17 protein-coding genes are annotated in these 15,036 nt (G+C 69.8%); 13 read left to right on the forward strand and 4 right to left on the reverse strand.

Annotated features, from left to right (window positions below; all coding sequences use genetic code 11):
- Window position 1 precedes the first annotated feature (1 nt).
- The 9 genes from LOS78_RS12165 (at window position 2) to cysE (ending at window position 8,624) form a co-directional block, all read left to right on the forward strand.
- Entirely contained in the window at window positions 2-319 is a 318-nt protein-coding gene (locus LOS78_RS12165; RefSeq protein WP_036760252.1) for a gene transfer agent family protein, read from the forward strand.
- Window positions 316-525, forward strand: a complete 210-nt coding sequence (locus LOS78_RS12170; protein ID WP_036760250.1) for a phage tail assembly chaperone — start codon at window positions 316-318, stop codon at window positions 523-525. The genes LOS78_RS12165 and LOS78_RS12170 overlap by 4 nt, the downstream gene beginning before the upstream one ends.
- 24 nt (window positions 526-549) lie before the next feature.
- Entirely contained in the window at window positions 550-1,212 is a 663-nt protein-coding gene (locus tag LOS78_RS12175) for a phage tail tape measure protein (RefSeq protein WP_230378393.1), read from the forward strand.
- 3 nt (window positions 1,213-1,215) lie between these two features.
- Window positions 1,216-1,848: a DUF2460 domain-containing protein gene (locus tag LOS78_RS12180; protein ID WP_230378394.1), complete on the forward strand. Its 633-nt coding sequence runs from the start codon at window positions 1,216-1,218 to the stop codon at window positions 1,846-1,848.
- Window positions 1,845-2,663, forward strand: coding sequence for a DUF2163 domain-containing protein (locus LOS78_RS12185; protein WP_230378395.1), 819 nt, complete (start codon window positions 1,845-1,847; stop codon window positions 2,661-2,663). The genes LOS78_RS12180 and LOS78_RS12185 overlap by 4 nt, the downstream gene beginning before the upstream one ends.
- Window positions 2,660-3,097, forward strand: a complete 438-nt coding sequence (locus LOS78_RS12190) for an NlpC/P60 family protein (protein ID WP_230378396.1) — start codon at window positions 2,660-2,662, stop codon at window positions 3,095-3,097. The genes LOS78_RS12185 and LOS78_RS12190 overlap by 4 nt, the downstream gene beginning before the upstream one ends.
- Window positions 3,098-3,115: 18 nt before the next feature.
- Window positions 3,116-7,006 carry a glycoside hydrolase/phage tail family protein gene (locus tag LOS78_RS12195; protein WP_230378397.1) on the forward strand — a complete coding sequence of 1,297 codons (3,891 nt, stop codon included), beginning with the start codon at window positions 3,116-3,118 and terminating at the stop codon, window positions 7,004-7,006.
- Entirely contained in the window at window positions 6,999-7,721 is a 723-nt protein-coding gene (locus LOS78_RS12200; protein WP_028712226.1) for a DUF2793 domain-containing protein, read from the forward strand. The genes LOS78_RS12195 and LOS78_RS12200 overlap by 8 nt, the downstream gene beginning before the upstream one ends.
- A gap of 63 nt (window positions 7,722-7,784) precedes the next feature.
- Complete coding sequence (gene cysE / locus LOS78_RS12205; protein ID WP_028712225.1) at window positions 7,785-8,624, forward strand: serine O-acetyltransferase; 840 nt, start codon at window positions 7,785-7,787, stop codon at window positions 8,622-8,624.
- Here the strand turns inward: cysE and LOS78_RS12210 are convergent.
- Complete coding sequence (locus LOS78_RS12210; protein ID WP_230378398.1) at window positions 8,621-9,679, reverse strand: quinone-dependent dihydroorotate dehydrogenase; 1,059 nt, start codon at window positions 9,677-9,679, stop codon at window positions 8,621-8,623. The two genes, cysE and LOS78_RS12210, sit on opposite strands and share 4 nt — an antisense overlap.
- On the reverse strand, window positions 9,676-10,008 hold the full coding sequence (locus LOS78_RS12215; protein WP_230378399.1) for a DUF952 domain-containing protein: 333 nt from the start codon (window positions 10,006-10,008) through the stop codon (window positions 9,676-9,678). Before LOS78_RS12215 ends, LOS78_RS12210 begins: the two co-directional genes overlap by 4 nt.
- A 117-nt stretch (window positions 10,009-10,125) precedes the next feature.
- On the opposite strand from LOS78_RS12215, the gene LOS78_RS12220 reads away from it, so the two are divergent.
- A complete protein-coding gene (locus LOS78_RS12220) occupies window positions 10,126-11,727 on the forward strand; it encodes a bifunctional UDP-sugar hydrolase/5'-nucleotidase (RefSeq protein WP_230378400.1) in 1,602 nt (533 codons plus the stop codon).
- A 90-nt stretch (window positions 11,728-11,817) separates the two neighbouring features.
- On the opposite strand, the gene LOS78_RS12225 is transcribed toward LOS78_RS12220, so the two are convergent.
- Together LOS78_RS12225 and LOS78_RS12230 are read right to left on the reverse strand one after the other, a co-directional pair.
- The gene (locus LOS78_RS12225) at window positions 11,818-12,948 is read right to left on the reverse strand and encodes a Hint domain-containing protein (protein ID WP_230378401.1); all 1,131 of its coding nucleotides are present in this window, start codon (window positions 12,946-12,948) and stop codon (window positions 11,818-11,820) included.
- Between the two features lie 145 nt (window positions 12,949-13,093).
- Window positions 13,094-13,450 carry a helix-turn-helix transcriptional regulator gene (locus tag LOS78_RS12230; protein ID WP_028712220.1) on the reverse strand — a complete coding sequence of 119 codons (357 nt, stop codon included), beginning with the start codon at window positions 13,448-13,450 and terminating at the stop codon, window positions 13,094-13,096.
- A gap of 186 nt (window positions 13,451-13,636) precedes the next feature.
- Between LOS78_RS12230 and LOS78_RS12235 the strand changes: the two genes are divergently transcribed.
- Genes LOS78_RS12235 through LOS78_RS12245 form a run of 3 tightly spaced genes read left to right on the forward strand, consistent with a single transcriptional unit; the run spans window position 13,637 to window position 15,019 of the window.
- Window positions 13,637-13,978 (forward strand): AtpZ/AtpI family protein, encoded by a 342-nt coding sequence (locus tag LOS78_RS12235; protein ID WP_028712219.1) that lies wholly within the window; start codon window positions 13,637-13,639, stop codon window positions 13,976-13,978.
- Window positions 13,979-13,980: 2 nt separating this feature from the next.
- Window positions 13,981-14,727, forward strand: a complete 747-nt coding sequence (locus LOS78_RS12240) for a F0F1 ATP synthase subunit A (RefSeq protein ID WP_230378402.1) — start codon at window positions 13,981-13,983, stop codon at window positions 14,725-14,727.
- A 58-nt stretch (window positions 14,728-14,785) separates the two neighbouring features.
- Window positions 14,786-15,019: a F0F1 ATP synthase subunit C gene (locus tag LOS78_RS12245; RefSeq protein WP_010394077.1), complete on the forward strand. Its 234-nt coding sequence runs from the start codon at window positions 14,786-14,788 to the stop codon at window positions 15,017-15,019.
- The last annotated feature ends 17 nt before the right edge of the window (window positions 15,020-15,036 follow it).

A 15,036-nucleotide genomic window follows, 5' to 3' on the forward strand; every position in this document is an offset into this window, starting at 1 on the left:
GATGGCCAATCCGCTGGCGGGCGAGGTCGAGATCTGGCTGGACGGGCGGCGCCATGTCGCCCGGCTGACGCTGGGCGCGCTGGCCGGGCTTGAGGCCGAGCTGGGCGCGGAAAGCATGATCGCGCTGGTCGAGCGCTTCGAGGGCGGGCGGTTTTCCAGCCGCGACGTGATGGCGGTGCTGGTCGCGGGCCTGCGGGCGGGCGGCTGGCCGGGCGGCATGGACGCGCTGGCCTCGGCGGACCTGCGCGGCGGGCCGGTCGCCGCGGCCCATGCGGCGGCGGCGCTGCTGGCGCGGGCCTTTCGCATCGAGGGCGCATGAGCGGCGGGCTGGACTGGCCGGGGCTGATGCGCATGGGCCTGGGTCCGGCGCGGCTGGGCGGGCTGGGGCTGACGCCGGCCGAGTTCTGGGCGCTGACCCCGGCCGAGCTGGCGTTGATGCTGGGCGTCGAGGCGCGGGGCGCGGCGATGACGCGCGACCGGCTGGCCGAGCTGGTCGCGCGCTATCCCGACCGGCCCGCCGGTTAGCATGAGGGAAAAGGAGGCGCCGTCATGGCGAACAAGGACGGATTGGACCGGCTGGACGAGGACGGTCCCGCGCTGGGCCGGGGGCTGGAGCAGAGCGCGCGGCTGGCGGCGGCGTTCGACGCTGAGCTGGCGCGGCTGCGGGCCTCGATGGTCCATACCAACCGCGAGGTGGGCACGCTGACATCGGGCATCGGCAGCGGGCTGCGCCGGGCGTTCTCGGGGCTGGCCTTCGACGGCATGAAGCTGTCGGACGCGCTGAAGGGCATCGCGCGCAGCATGGCCGACAGCGCATTCGCCGTGGCGATGAAGCCGATCGAGCAGGCGCTGGCCGGGGCGATCGCGCAGGGGGTGAACGGCATGGTCTCGGCGGCGCTGCCCTTTGCGGATGGCGCCGCCTTCGCGCAGGGGCGGGTGATGCCCTTTGCCAAGGGGGGCGTGGTGAGCCAGCCGACCTATTTCCCGATGCGCGGCGCGACCGGGCTGATGGGCGAGGCCGGGGCCGAGGCGATCATGCCCTTGCGCCGCGGCGCGGACGGGCGGCTGGGGGTCGCGGCCCAGGGCGGGGGGCGGCCGGTCAGCGTGACCTTCAACGTCTCGACCCCCGACGTGGCGGGGTTCCAGCGCAGCCAGAGCCAGATCGCCGCCCAGATGGGCCGGCTGCTGGCGCGCGGGGAAAGGAACGGGTGAGCCATGGCATTTCACGAGATCAGGTTCCCGGCGAACCTGTCCTTCGGCTCGGTCGGCGGGCCGGAGCGGCGGACGGAAATCGTCGCGCTGACCAACGGCCACGAGGAGCGGCGCACGCCCTGGGCGCATTCGCGGCGGCGCTATGACGCCGGGCTGGGGCTGCGCTCGCTGGACGATGTGGCGGCGCTGATCGCCTTTTTCGAGGCGCGGGCCGGGCAGATGCACGGCTTTCGCTGGAAGGACTGGGCGGATTGCAAGTCCTGCGCCCCAAGCGCGGCGGTGAGTTTCCTGGATCAGGAGATCGGCATGGGCGACGGGGTGCGGCGGGAATTTGCGCTGCGCAAGGCCTATGCCTCGGGGCCGGCGCGCTATTGGCGGCCGGTGGCGAAGCCGGTCGAGGGCACGGTGCTGGCCGGGGTCGGCAATGTCGAACTGCGCGCCGGGGTGGATTTCGCCGTGGACATGGCGACGGGGGTCTTGCGCTTTGCCGCGCCGCCCGAGGCCGGGGCCATGGTCACGGCGGGGTTCGAGTTCGACGTGCCGGTGCGCTTCGACACCGACCGCATCGCGGTCTCGGTCGCGTCGTTCCAGGCCGGCGACCTGCCGCAGGTGCCGGTGGTGGAGGTGCGGCTATGAGCGAGACGATTGCGCGGGCCTGGGCGGTCCGGCGGCGGGACGGGGTGGTTCTGGGATTCACCGATCACGACCGGCCGCTGTCCTTCGAGGGCATCGCCTTCCGCCCCGACAGCGGGCTGAGCGCGCGGGCGGTGGTGCAGGGGCTGGGCCTGTCGGTCGACAACAGCGAGGCGGTGGGTGCGCTGTCGGATGCGGCGATCACCGAGCGCGACCTGATGGCGGGGCGCTGGGACGCGGCCGATGTGCGGCTGTGGGAGGTGGACTGGGCCGATACCGCCAACCGGCGGCTGATCTTTCGCGGCCATCTGGGCGAGGTGGTGCGCAGCGGCGCGGCCTTCCGGGCCGAGCTGCGCGGGCTGTCCGAGCCCCTGAACAAGGCGCAGGGGCGGGTCTATCATCCCCGCTGCTCGGCGGCGCTGGGCGATGGACAGTGCCGCTTCGACCTGACGCGTCCGGGCTATTCGGCCGAGGGGGCGGTGGTCTCGGAGGAGGGCGGACGGCTTATGCTGTCGGGCGTGGCCGGGCATGATGCGCGCTGGTTCGAGCATGGCCAGCTGGTGGTGCTGACGGGCGCGGCCGCGGGGCTGTCGGGTCTGGTCAAGGCGGATGCCGTCCTGCCGGGCGCCCGGCGCGAGGTCGAGCTTTGGACGGCGCTGGGCATCCGGCCGGCGGCGGGGGACCGGGTGCGGCTGGTCGCGGGCTGCGACAAGCGGGGCGAGACCTGCCGGATGAAGTTCCTGAACCACCTGAACTTCCGCGGCTTTCCGCATCTGCCGCCCGAGGACTGGCTGATCGCGCCCAAGGTGAACCGATGAGCGCGGCGGCAGAAGCGGCGGTGGTGGCGGCGGCGCGGGCCTGGATCGGCACGCCCTATGTGCATCAGGGCTCGGTCCGGGGGGCGGGGACGGATTGCCTGGGGCTGGTGCGCGGCATCTGGCGCGAGTTCTTCGGCGCCGAGCCCGAGGCCATGCCGGCCTATACGCCGGACTGGGGCGAGGTCGGCGGGGTCGAACTGCTGCTGGGCGGCGCGGCGCGGTTCCTGCTGCCTGCGCCCGCCGAGCGACCGGGCGACGTGCTGGTCTTTCGCATGCGGGCCGGGGCGGTCGCCAAGCATATGGGGATAGTGGCGGAATCCGGCGAGCGGGCCAGCTTCGTGCATGCCTATGACCGGCATGGCGTGGTCGAAAGCCCGCTCTCGGCGCCCTGGCGGGCGCGGATCGCGGGACGGTTCCGGTTTCCGCCGGTTTGAGGGAAAGGTGAGGGCGCAATGGCGACGATTCTGCTGGCGGCGATGGGCGCATCGCTGGGTGCGGGCTTTGGCGGCACAGTTCTGGGGCTTTCGGGCGCCGTCATCGGCCGGGCCGTGGGCGCGACGCTGGGGCGGGTCATCGACCAGCGCCTGCTGGGCGGCGGCTCGAAGGCGGTCGAGACGGGGCGGGTGGACCGGCTGCGCATCCAGACCGCGGGCGAGGGCACGCCGATTCCGCGGCTTTGGGGACAGATGCGGGTGCCGGGCCATGCGATCTGGGCGGGTCCTCTGGTCGAGACGCGGCGCAGGCATGGCGGCGGCAAGGGCGCGGGGCCCAGCGTGACCGAGATCGGTTATCGGCTGAGCTTTGCGCTGGCGCTGTGCGAGGGGCCGATCCTGGGCGTGGGCCGCATCTGGGCGGATGGCGAGGAGATCCCGGCCGACGAGCTGAACATGCGCGTCTATCCGGGCGACGAGGACCAGCTGCCCGACCCGGCCATCGCCGCGCAGGAGGGCGAGGCGGCTCCGGCCTATCGCGGCATCGCCTATGTCGTCTTCGAGAACCTGGCGCTGGAGCGTTGGGGCAACCGGGTGCCGCAGCTGTCCTTCGAGGTGACGCGGGCGGCGAAGCAGGGACGGGGTCTGTCGCGCGAGGTGCGGGCCGTCGCCATGATTCCCGGCACGGGGGAATATTCGCTGGCGACCACGGCGGTCAGCTATGACCTGGGTCTGGGCGAGACGCAGGTGGTCAATCACAACACAGCCGTGGCGCCGACCGATTTCCTGGCCTCGATGCGGATCTTGGGCCGGGAATTGCCGAATGTCGGCTCGGTCTCGCTGGTGGTGTCCTGGTTCGGCGACGACCTGCGGGTCGGTGAGTGCTCGGTGCGGCCCAAGGTCGAGGACCTGTCGCGCGACGGGCGCGAGATGGCCTGGCGCGCGGGCGGCATCGGCCGCGAGGGCGCGTCCGAGGTGGCGCGGGTGGAAGGCAGGCCGATCTATGGCGGCACCCCGGCCGACGGCTCGGTGATCGAGGCGCTGCGGGCGATCGCCGAGAGCGGACGCAAGGCGGTGTTCTATCCCTTCATCCTGATGGAGCAGCTGGCGGGCAACGGCCGGCCCGATCCGTGGAGCGGCGCGGCGCATCAGCCGGTCATGCCCTGGCGCGGGCGGATCACCACCAGCATCGCGCCCGGTCGCCCGGGCAGTCCCGCCGGCACGGCCGCGGCCGAGGCAGAGGTGGCGCGGTTCTTCGGCGCGGCCGAGGCGGGGGATTTTTCGCGCGATGGCCGGACGATCACCTATAGCGGGCCGGAGGAATGGTCCTATCGCCGCTTCATCCTGCATTATGCGCATCTCTGCGCGGCGGCGGGCGGCATCGACGCCTTTCTGATCGGTTCCGAGATGATCGGCCTGACGACGATCATGGGGGCCGGCCATTCCTTTCCGGCCGTCGCACAGCTCAAGCGGCTGGCGGCGGATGTGCGCGGCACCCTGGGTGAAGAGGTCAAGATCGGCTATGCTGCTGATTGGTCAGAGTATTTCGGCCATCATCCCGGCAATGGCGACGTGCATTTCCACCTCGACCCGCTCTGGGCGGATGAAAATATCGACTTCATCGGCATCGACAATTACATGCCGCTGTCCGACTGGCGCGAGGGCGAGGATCATCTGGATGCCCATTGGGGGCGCATCGACGATCCGGCCTATCTGCGCGCCAATGTCGCGGGGGGCGAGGGCTACGACTGGTATTACGCCAGCGAGGCCGACCGGCAGGCGCAGCGGCGCACCGAGATTCGCGACGGCGCGCATCACGAGCATTGGGTCTGGCGCTACAAGGATATCCGCGGCTGGTGGCAGAACCGGCATCACGACCGCATCGGCGGGGTGCGGCTGGCGCAGCCGACGGCATGGGTGCCGCGCTCGAAACCGGTCTGGTTCACCGAGATGGGCTGCGCGGCGCTGGACAAGGGCACCAACCAGCCCAACAAGTTCCTGGACGCGATGAGCTCGGAATCGATGCTGCCCTATTTTTCGGACGGGCGGCGCGACGACGTGATCCAGGCGGCCTATGTGCGGGCGATGACCGAGTTCTGGTCGGACCCGGCGAACAACCCGGCCCGCGCGGCCTTCGGCCGGACCGGGGCGGGGCGGATGATCGACATGGGCCGCGCGCATGTCTGGTGCTGGGATGCGCGGCCCTATCCGGCCTTCCCGGCGCGCACCGACCTGTGGTCGGACGGCCCGGCATGGGAGCGCGGGCATTGGCTGAACGGCCGCGCGGGCGCCGTGCCGCTGGCCGATGTGGTGGCCGAGATCTGCCGTGAGGCGGGGGTGCGCGCCTTTGACGCCGAGGGGTTGCGGGGGTTGGTGCGCGGCTATGCGCTGTCGGGGGCCGAGAGCGGCCGAGCGGCCTTGCAACCGCTGATGCTGGCGCATGGTTTCGATGCGGTCGAGCGCGACGGCGTCCTGCGCTTCGTCATGCGCGGCGCGCGGGTCGACGCCGAGCTGGGCCCCGACGACATGGCGCTGGCCGAGGAGGTCGATGCGGTCGAGGTCTCGCGCGCCGCCGATGCCGAGATGGTGGGCCGCATCCGGCTGACCCATGTCGAGGCGGGCGGCGACTATGCCGCGCGCACGGCCGAGACGATGATGCCGGGGGCGGAGTTCCTGGCGGTCTCGGACAGCGAATTGGCGATGGCGCTGACGCGCGGCGAGGGGCGGGCGCTGGCGGAACGCTGGCTGTCGGAAACGGCGGTGGCACGGGACGGGGTGCGCTTTGCCCTGCCGCCCTCGCTGGGGCATCTGGGGCCGGGGGATGTGGTGCGGCTGGCGGAGCCGGGTGCCGGGGCGCGGCGCTGGCGCATCGACCGGGTCGAGCGGGCGGGCGCGATTACCGTGGACGCGGTGCGGGTCGAGCCGGGGGTCTATCGGCCGGCCCGCGTGGTCGAGGGCGAGGCCGCGCTGCGGCCCTTCGTGCCGCCGATCCCGGTCTGGCCGGTGTTTCTGGACCTGCCGCTCTTGCGCGGAGACGAGGCGCCGCATGCCCCGCATCTGGCGGTGACGGCGACGCCCTGGCCGGGGGCGGCGGCGGTCTGGGTCTCGACCGAGCAGGCGGGAGGATACGGGCTGAACATGACGCTGGCCGAACCGGCGATCATGGGGCGGACCGAAGGTCCGCTTTCGGCGGCGCGGCCCGGGGTCTGGGATCGCGGGCCGGCGCTGCGGGTCCGGATGAAGGGCGGCACCCTGGAATCCGCCTCGCCCGAGGCGCTGATGGCGGGCGCCAACCTGCTGGCGATCGGCGACGGTTCGGCCGAGGGCTGGGAGCTTTTGCAGTTCGCCGAGGCGCGGCTGGTCTCGGCCGGGCTGTGGGAGATATCGACCCGGCTGCGCGGGCAGGCGGGGACGGATGCCTTCATGCCGGCGGTCTGGCCCTCGGGCAGCGTGGTGGTGCTGCTGGACGGCGCGGCGCGTCAGGTGGAGCTGGCGCCCTCGGCCCGCAACCAGTTGCGGCATTGGCGCATCGGGCCGGCCACGCGTGCGCCGGACGACCCGAGCTATCGCCATGTGGCCGCGGCGTTCCGGGGTGCCGGGCTGCGGCCGCTGTCGCCCTGTCACCTGGAGGTCCGCGGCCGGGTCGTGACCTGGATCCGGCGCACGCGGGTGCAGGGCGACGGCTGGGACGGGCCGGACGTGCCGCTGGGCGAGGCGCAGGAGCGTTACTCGGCCCGGCTGGTCCGCGACGGGCTGGTGCTTGCCGAGGCTGTGGTGGCGGAGCCGCGCTGGGTGGTGCCGGAGAACAGCTGGTCCCAGGCCATCGCCGGGGGCGGCTTTGCCATCGAGGTCGCCCAGCTTTCAGACACGTTCGGGGCCGGGCCCCATGCAAGGAGGATGATCGATGCCTGAGAACACGACCGCCAATTGCGCCCTGCCGCTGCTGATGCCGGCGCAGGCGCAGAAACATGTCACGGTGAACGAGGCCCTGCTGCGGCTGGACGGGCAGGTCGATCTGGTGCTGCAGAGCCTGACCCGCATCGCCCCGCCCGAGACGGTGGTGGACGGCATGTGCTGGGCCGTGCCGCCGGGTGCGGTCAATGCCTGGGAGGGGCAGGGCGGCAAGGTGGCCATCGGCGCGAATGGCGGCTGGATCTTTGTCCAGCCTGCCTATGGCCGGCGCGCGGTCATCGCCGATCAGGGGGTGGTGGCGATCCATGACGGCACGGTCTGGGTGCCGGGTGCGGTCACGCTGGGCCAGCACGGCTCGGGCCTGCTGGCGCGGCAATTGTCCGAGGACGTGACGCTGGGCAGCGGTGCCTGGTTCGAGACCGCGATGGTCATTCCGCCGGGCGGGCTGGTCATCGGGGCGACGGCGCGGGTGCTGCAGGCGATCACCGGCAGCGCGGCCTCGTGGTCGCTGGGCACGGCGGGCGATGCCCAGAGTCTTGGCCGGTTCGGGCAGGGGCTGGGCAAGGCGCAGGGTTCCTGGGCGCGGGGGGTGCTGTCGCCTCCGACCGCCTTCTGGGAGCCGGTGCCGCTGCGGCTGACCGCCACAGGCGGGCAGTTCACCGGCGGCCGGGTGCGCGTCGTGCTGCATTGGTGGGAGTTGCGGCTGCCGGACTGACAGTCTTTTCGCGCCCGTCGGTTTCCGCTAGACTCGGGGGATGAAACTGACGGGCGCGCCTGAATGAACCTGCAGAAAGACATGATCGAGCCGCTTTCCGACGCTCGGGACGCCCCACGCGATTCGGTCTGGGGGCGCATCCAGCGCGAGGCGCGGATCGCCGTGCGCGACGAGCCGCTGCTGGGCGCGCTGATCCATGCCGGGCTGCTACACCATGCGACCTTCGAGGCGGCGCTGGCCTATCGCTTTTCGCTGAAGCTCGCCTCGCGCGAGATGAGCGAGCAGATCCTGCGCGAGATCGCCGACGATGCCTTTGCCCGTGCGCCGGAACTGTCGGCGGCGGCGCAGGCCGACCTGCTGGCCGTCTATGACCGCGACCCGGCCACGCATCGGCTGATGCAGCCGATCCTGTTCTTCAAGGGCTACCAGGCGCTGCAGGCCTATCGCATCGGTCATTGGCTGTGGCAGCAGGGCCGCCGCGACATGGCCTATTTCGTGCAGATGCGCTGCTCGGAAGTGTTCGGGGTGGATATTCATCCGGCCGCCCGCATCGGGACCGGGGTGATGATCGACCATGCCCATTCCATCGTCATCGGCGAGACGGCGGTGGTGGGCAACGACGTGTCCATGCTGCATTCGGTGACGCTGGGCGGCACCGGCAAGGAAGACGGCGACCGCCATCCCAAGATCGGCAACGGCGTGATGATCGGCGCCGGTGCCAAGGTGCTGGGCAATATCCGCGTCGGGCATCACTCGCGCATCGCCGCCGGTTCGGTGGTGTTGGCCGAGGTGCCGCCCTGCAAGACCGTGGCCGGGGTGCCGGCGCGGATCGTGGGCGACGCCGGCTGCTCGGAGCCGTCGAACACGATGAACCAGCTTCTGGGTCACGAGGACCTGTTCTAGGGCCAGTCCGCGTTGCCGCTGCCGGTGAGTTCGGCCAGCGTGACATTCTCGCGCGCGAGCCGTTCGTCAAGGTCGTGGGCGATCCGCGCGGCGAGCGAGAATCCCTGATAGATCAGCGCGGAATAGATCTGGACGGCCGAGGCGCCGGCACGCAGCTTCTGCCAGGCCTGCTCGGCCGAGCCGATGCCGCCGACGCCGATCAGAGGCAGGCGGCCCTGCGTCTCGCGGTAGAGCCGGGCGAGGATGCGGGTGGCGCGGTCGAAGAGCGGCGCGCCGGAAAGGCCGCCGGCTTCCGCGGCATGGGGCGAAGCGAGCCCGTCGCGCGAAAGCGTGGTGTTGGTGGCGATGATCGCATCGACCGGGGCAGCGAGGGCCACGGCGGCGATGTCCGCCAGGGCGGCGTCATCGAGATCGGGAGCGATCTTGATGAACACGGGCGGGCGGTTCGGCAGCGCGTCGCGCGCGGCCAGAACCCCTTGCAGAAGTGCTGACAGGGCCTCGGGTCCCTGAAGATCGCGCAGCCTCTCGGTATTCGGCGAGGAGACGTTGACGGTCAGGAAATCGGCATGGGCACCGGCAAGGCGCACGACCTGCGCGAAATCGGCGCTGCGGTCGGCGCTGTCCTTGTTCGCGCCGATGTTCAGCCCGACCGGGATGCCCGCCGGGCGCCGGGCAAGCCGGTCTGCGATGGCCGGCGCGCCTTCGTTGTTGAAGCCGAAGCGGTTGATGATGGCGCGGTCCTCGGTCAGGCGGAACAGGCGCGGCCTGGGGTTGCCGGGTTGCGGGCGCGGGGTGGCGGCGCCCACCTCGACGAAGCCGAAGCCGGCACGCATCAGCGCGGGCAGGGCGCGGGCGTTCTTGTCGTAGCCGGCGGCGAGGCCGACCGGGTTCGGCAGGTCGAGGCCGGCCAGGCGGCTGCGCAGCCGGTCCGAGGTGACGGGCTTGCCGGGCAGCGGCACGAGCCCGCGTTGCAGCGCGAGGATCGAGAGATCATGCGCGCGTTCCGGGTCGAGGCGATGCAGCGCGGCAAGGCCCAGCCGCTCGATGGGGCTCATGCAAGGTCTCCGGTGTCGTGGCCGTCGGGTCCGAGGGGCAGGGGGCGGCTCCAGAGCACATCTCCGGCGCGCAACTCCCGATAGAGATGCGGGAAGAGGTCGCCGCCGCGCGAGGGTTCCCAGCGCAGCTGGGCCAGCGTCTCGGCGTCGAGCGCCAGCAGGTGCAGCCCCTCCTGTCCGGCGAAATGGCGCGCGAGCGTGCCGGGCAGCTGTGCGGCGGTGGAGAGATGGATATAGCCGTCCTGCAGGTCCACCGGCGCACCGGCACTGCGACCCTGCCGTTGGAAGGCCTGGAACTCGGCCGCGCGAAAGATCTTGTAAACCAGCATGGCCGGTTCATGCGCCGCGCCGTGCGGGCCGTCAAGCCACGGCTTCGTCAATTGACGGCGTCACTGCCATCCCGCAATCTGCCCCTCGTTCAGACATTCGGGGTGAGAGGGATGGAGATGAAGGGCTGGCTTCTGGTTTCGGCGGCTGCCGTCGCGCTGTCTGCGGGCGCGGCGCAGGCGGATTACACGCTGCATGTGCTGCATATCAACGATTTCCACAGCCGGATCGAGCCGATCAACGCCTATGACAGCACCTGCGATGCCGAGGCCGAGGCGAAGGACGAATGTTTCGGCGGCGTGGCGCGTCTGGCCACCAAGATCCGCGAGTTGCGCGACGGGCTGAAGGCCGAGGGGCAGAACGTGATCGTGCTGGATGCCGGGGACCAGTATCAAGGCAGCCTGTTCTATACCACCTACAAGGGCAAGGAGACGGTCGAGTTCATGAACGCCATCGGCTTCGATGCCATGGCGGTGGGCAATCACGAATTCGACGACGGGCCGCAGGGGCTGCAAATCCTGGCCGAGGGGGCGAAGTTCCCCATCGTCTCGGGCAATCTGGACCTGTCGCAATCGCCCGAGCTGAAGGACAAGATCGACGACGTGCTGGTGCTGGAGGTCGGCGGCGAGAAGATCGGCATCGTCTCGGCCCTGGCGATGGACACGCCCGAGACCGCCTCGCCGGGCGAGAAGGTGATCTTCCTGGACGACATGGACAGCCTGAAGGCCGATGTTCAGGAGCTGACCGAGGAAGGCGTGAACAAGATCATTGCCCTGACCCATTCCGGCTACAAGCGCGACCAGGAATTCGCGGCCGAGGTGGCCGGTCTGGACGCGGTCATCGGCGGGCACAGCCATACGCTGCTGGGACAGTTCGAGGGTGCCGCCGGGCCTTATCCGACTATGGTCAAGGGCGCCGACGGCGCCGAGGTGCCGGTGGCGACGGCCTATGCCTATGGCAAGTATCTGGGCCATCTGGTGCTGACCTGGGACGACGACGGCAAGCTGGTCAAGGCCGAGGGGCAGCCGATCCTGCTGGACGGCTCGGTCGTGCCGGACGAGAAGCTGGCGGCGCGGGTCAAGGAGATGGGCGCGCCCATCGAGCAGCTCAAGCAGAAGCGCGTGGCCGAGATCGCGGCGCCGATCGACGGCAGCCGGGAATCGTGCCGCGCACGGGAATGCGAGATGGGAAGCCTGGTCGCCGACGCCATGCTGGCGCGCGTCAAGGACCAGGGCATCACCATCGCGATCCAGAACGGCGGCGGCTTGCGCGCCTCGATTCCGGCAGGGGAGGTCACGATGGGCGACGTGCTTTCGGTCCTGCCTTTCCAGAACACCCTGTCCACCTTCCAGCTGAAGGGCGAGGACGTGGTGGCGGCGCTGGAGAACGGCGCGAGCCAGATCGAGGAGGGCGCGGGGCGCTTCGCCCAGGTGGCGGGGCTGAAATACGCGCTGGATCCCTCGGCCCCGGCCGGCAGCCGGATCAGCGACGTGCAGGTGCGCGACGGGTCGGACTGGGTGCCGATCGACCCCGCAGCGGTCTATGGCGTCGTGTCGCAGAATTACATGCGCGCGGGAGGGGACGGCTACCGGGTCTTTGCCGAGAAGGCGATGAACGCCTATGATTTCGGGCCCGATCTGGCGGATGTGCTGGCGGAATACCTGGCCAGGCAGGGGCCGGGCTTTACGCCGAAGCTGGACGGTCGCATCACCGTGAAATGAAGACGGCGCCGGGCCTTGTGCCCGGCGCTTCTTGCGTTTTCCGGGATCAGGCCGGCAGGAAGGCGCGGCTGTTCTTCAGGTGGCGCTGGATCAGCCTGCGGCCCTCGCGCCCGGTCGCCAGGACGCGCGCGGGCGTGGGCGCGCCGTCGGGAAGCCCGGGAACAGCGCGAAGATCTCTCGGCGCGCGGCGGATGAGAGGCCGCTCAGCGCCTGCGGGCCGGTCAGCAGCGACTCGGTCCAGCAGCCGTTCGACAGCACCAGCTCGTGCCGGTCGAAGAGCAGGTGCAGGTAGGTCACGCCCCCGGCGGGATGGAGCGGGCGGATGCCGGGCAGGGCGGTCAGCTGCCGGGCGGCGACCAGAATCTCCTCGGTGCCGAACATGCGCCGCGCGATGGCCGAGCGCAGCAGGATGCGATGCTGGGGCGAGACGACCAGGTCGTGCGCCGGCAGGCCCGGCCCCAGCGCGCCGCCTGCGATCAGGATCGGGCGGAGGTTCGGCTGCAGGTCCAGCCGTGCGGCGTCGAGCTGCGGGCCGCCGATCCAGCGCAGCGGCCGGAGCCCGTGGTCGCGGGTCAGCACCAGATCGCCTGCCGCCAGCGTCTCGACCGGGCGGGGGCCCAGGCCGGTCTCGATCAGCGTGCCGGGGGTGAAGCAGGGCGGTGCCTTGACGGTCTGGTCGTAGGGGAGGGAGGTCTGGCCGATGCCGATCTTGTAGCTGCCGACGAACTGGTAAAGCGCGTCCTGCCGGAATGGCGGCCAATGGCTCTGCCCGTCGGCATCCTGGCGCTGCCTGGGGATGATCAGGACGGTATGGCGGTCGCCGATCTCGATCGGATAGCCGGTGATGTCGTAGTCGACATAGGTGGGGAAGGTAACGTAGAATTCGTTGCCCTGGGCATCGCGCAGGATGGCGGCGTCCTGGAGCGAGATGCGCTGGCCGGCGGCCAGCATCTGCGCGCCCGCGCCATGGCCGAAACTGGCGCTTTCGGCCAGGGACTGCCCGCCCTCGCTGCCCGGATCGTCATAGAAGCTGCCCGAGCCGCCGCGCGAGAGATAGCCGAAGGCCGGGTCGTCGTCCTCGATCCGGATCTCGGCCATGTCGGCCTGCGAGAAGTCGATGTCGCGCCGGTTCAGGAAGGGCAGGTATTTGTCCGACCCGGTGGCCCCGGGATCGTTGGGGACCTGGGTTCCAAAGGTCGCCGTGATGATCCGGTATTCCATGGATCCCCCTTTGGCAATTCAAGGTTGTGCATATTGGTTTAAATGCAACCTTGCATTTATCAACAAAAGCACGATTTGTCTTTATAGATGCCGCCGATATGTGGCGATTGCGCAACTTTTGTCGCTATTGCGCGGGCAATCGGGGTCAGGCCTTGGCTTCTTCGCCATCTGTCAGCGCCAGGGATTGGCGCAGGAACCGCTCGAAATCGTCCAGATCCACGGGTTCGAACTGGCCGAAACCCTGCATCCACACCGACGCGCTGCGCAGCCCGTCGGGTTCCAGTTTGCACCAGATGATCCGTCCGCGACGCTCTTGCCGGATCAGCCCGGCGGCCGCCAGCACGGCGAGATGCTTGGAGATCGCCGCCAGGCTGACCTCGAACGGCGCCGCCACGTCGGTCACCGCCATGTCGTCCTCGAGCAGCATGCCGAGGATCGCCCGCCGCGTGGGGTCGGCGAGAGCGGAGAAAATGGCGTCGAGGCTGGGTTGCTGAGCGGACATCGGCTTTGCTTAACTTGCCGGTTGAATATGCGGCGGATGCGCCCCGGACCGCAAGACCGGGTTTTCCGTCGCGCCGGGCTTTTCACGTATTCAATCTTTTCAATAGCTTGACTGATCCGGTCGCTTGCTTGACTCGGGGGGCGCGAGTCCCTATCACCGCGCCAACCGATAACGGGGGTGTGAGCCGTGGCCGAGGACGACCATGACGCCGCGCGGACCCGGGACGCGGAGCGGCTGCGCGCGCTGGAGGCCCGGCTGGGCAAGAAGGCGGCGGACAAGGCCCCGTCGCGCGGGGAAGAGCATTTCAGCCAGGCCAATATGGCCTGGCGCATGGTGACCGAGCTGGTGGCGGGACTGGCCATCGGCTTCGGGATCGGGTTCGGGCTGGACTATCTGACCGGCCTGCGGCCGGTCTTCATGGTGGTTTTCGTGCTGCTGGGCCTGGTGGCCGGCATCAAGACCATGATGCGGACCGCGAACGAGATAGGCAAGACACCGGGGCGTCCCGGCGACGACAAGGGTGAATGACGATGGCAGAAGAAGAAGCAGGTGGTCTGGTTTTCCATCCGATGGACCAGTTCGTCGTCAAACCGCTGTTTGGCGAAGGGCCGGTGAACTGGTATACGCCGACCAACGCGACGCTGTGGATGGCGCTGGCTGCGCTGGCGATCACCGCGCTGCTGGTCTTTGGCACCCGCGGCCGGGCCATCGTGCCGAACCGGGTCCAGTCCATCGCCGAGCTGCTCTACGGCATGGTCCGCAAGATGGTCGAGGACGTGACCGGCAAGGACGGGCTGAAATACTTCCCCTATGTGATGACGCTGTTCTGCTTCATCCTGTTCGCCAACTTCCTGGCGCTGCTGCCGAAAAGCTTCTCCCCGACCTCGCATATCGCGGTCACGGCGGTGCTGGCGGTTCTGGTCTTCCTTGGCGTCACCGTGCTGGGCTTCGTCAAGAACGGCGCGCATTTCCTGGGCCTGTTCTGGGTCAGTTCGGCGCCGCTGGCGCTGCGCCCGATCCTGGCGGTGATCGAGCTGATCTCGTATTTCGTGCGGCCGGTCAGCCATTCGATCCGTCTTGCCGGCAACATCATGGCGGGCCATGCGGTGATCAAGGTCTTCGCCGCCTTCGCCGCCATCGCCGCCATCGCGCCGGTTTCGGTCGTCGCCATCACCGCCATGTATGGGCTCGAGGTGCTGGTCGCGCTGATCCAGGCCTATGTCTTCACCATCCTGACCTGCGTCTATCTGAAGGACGCGCTGCATCCGGCGCACTGAGCCGAGCTCGCAAGGTCTGAAAACGAAAACCCTTTCCAAAGCCTCAAGGAGCATGAACATGGAAAATCTGGGTCAACTGGGACAGTATCTCGGCGCCGGTCTGGCTTGCGTCGGCATGGCCGGTGCGGCCATGGGGGTGGGCAATGTTGCCGGCAACTACCTGGCGGGCGCCCTGCGCAACCCGTCGGCCGCCGCTTCGCAGACCGCCACGCTGTTCATCGGCATGGCCTTCGCGGAAGCCCTGGGCATCTTCTCGTTCCTGGTCGCGCTGCTGCTGCTGTTCGCAGTCTGATCCTTTTGCCATCCTTG

It is taken from the genome of Paracoccus sp. MA (genome assembly GCF_020990385.1).
Lineage (GTDB): Bacteria > Pseudomonadota > Alphaproteobacteria > Rhodobacterales > Rhodobacteraceae > Paracoccus.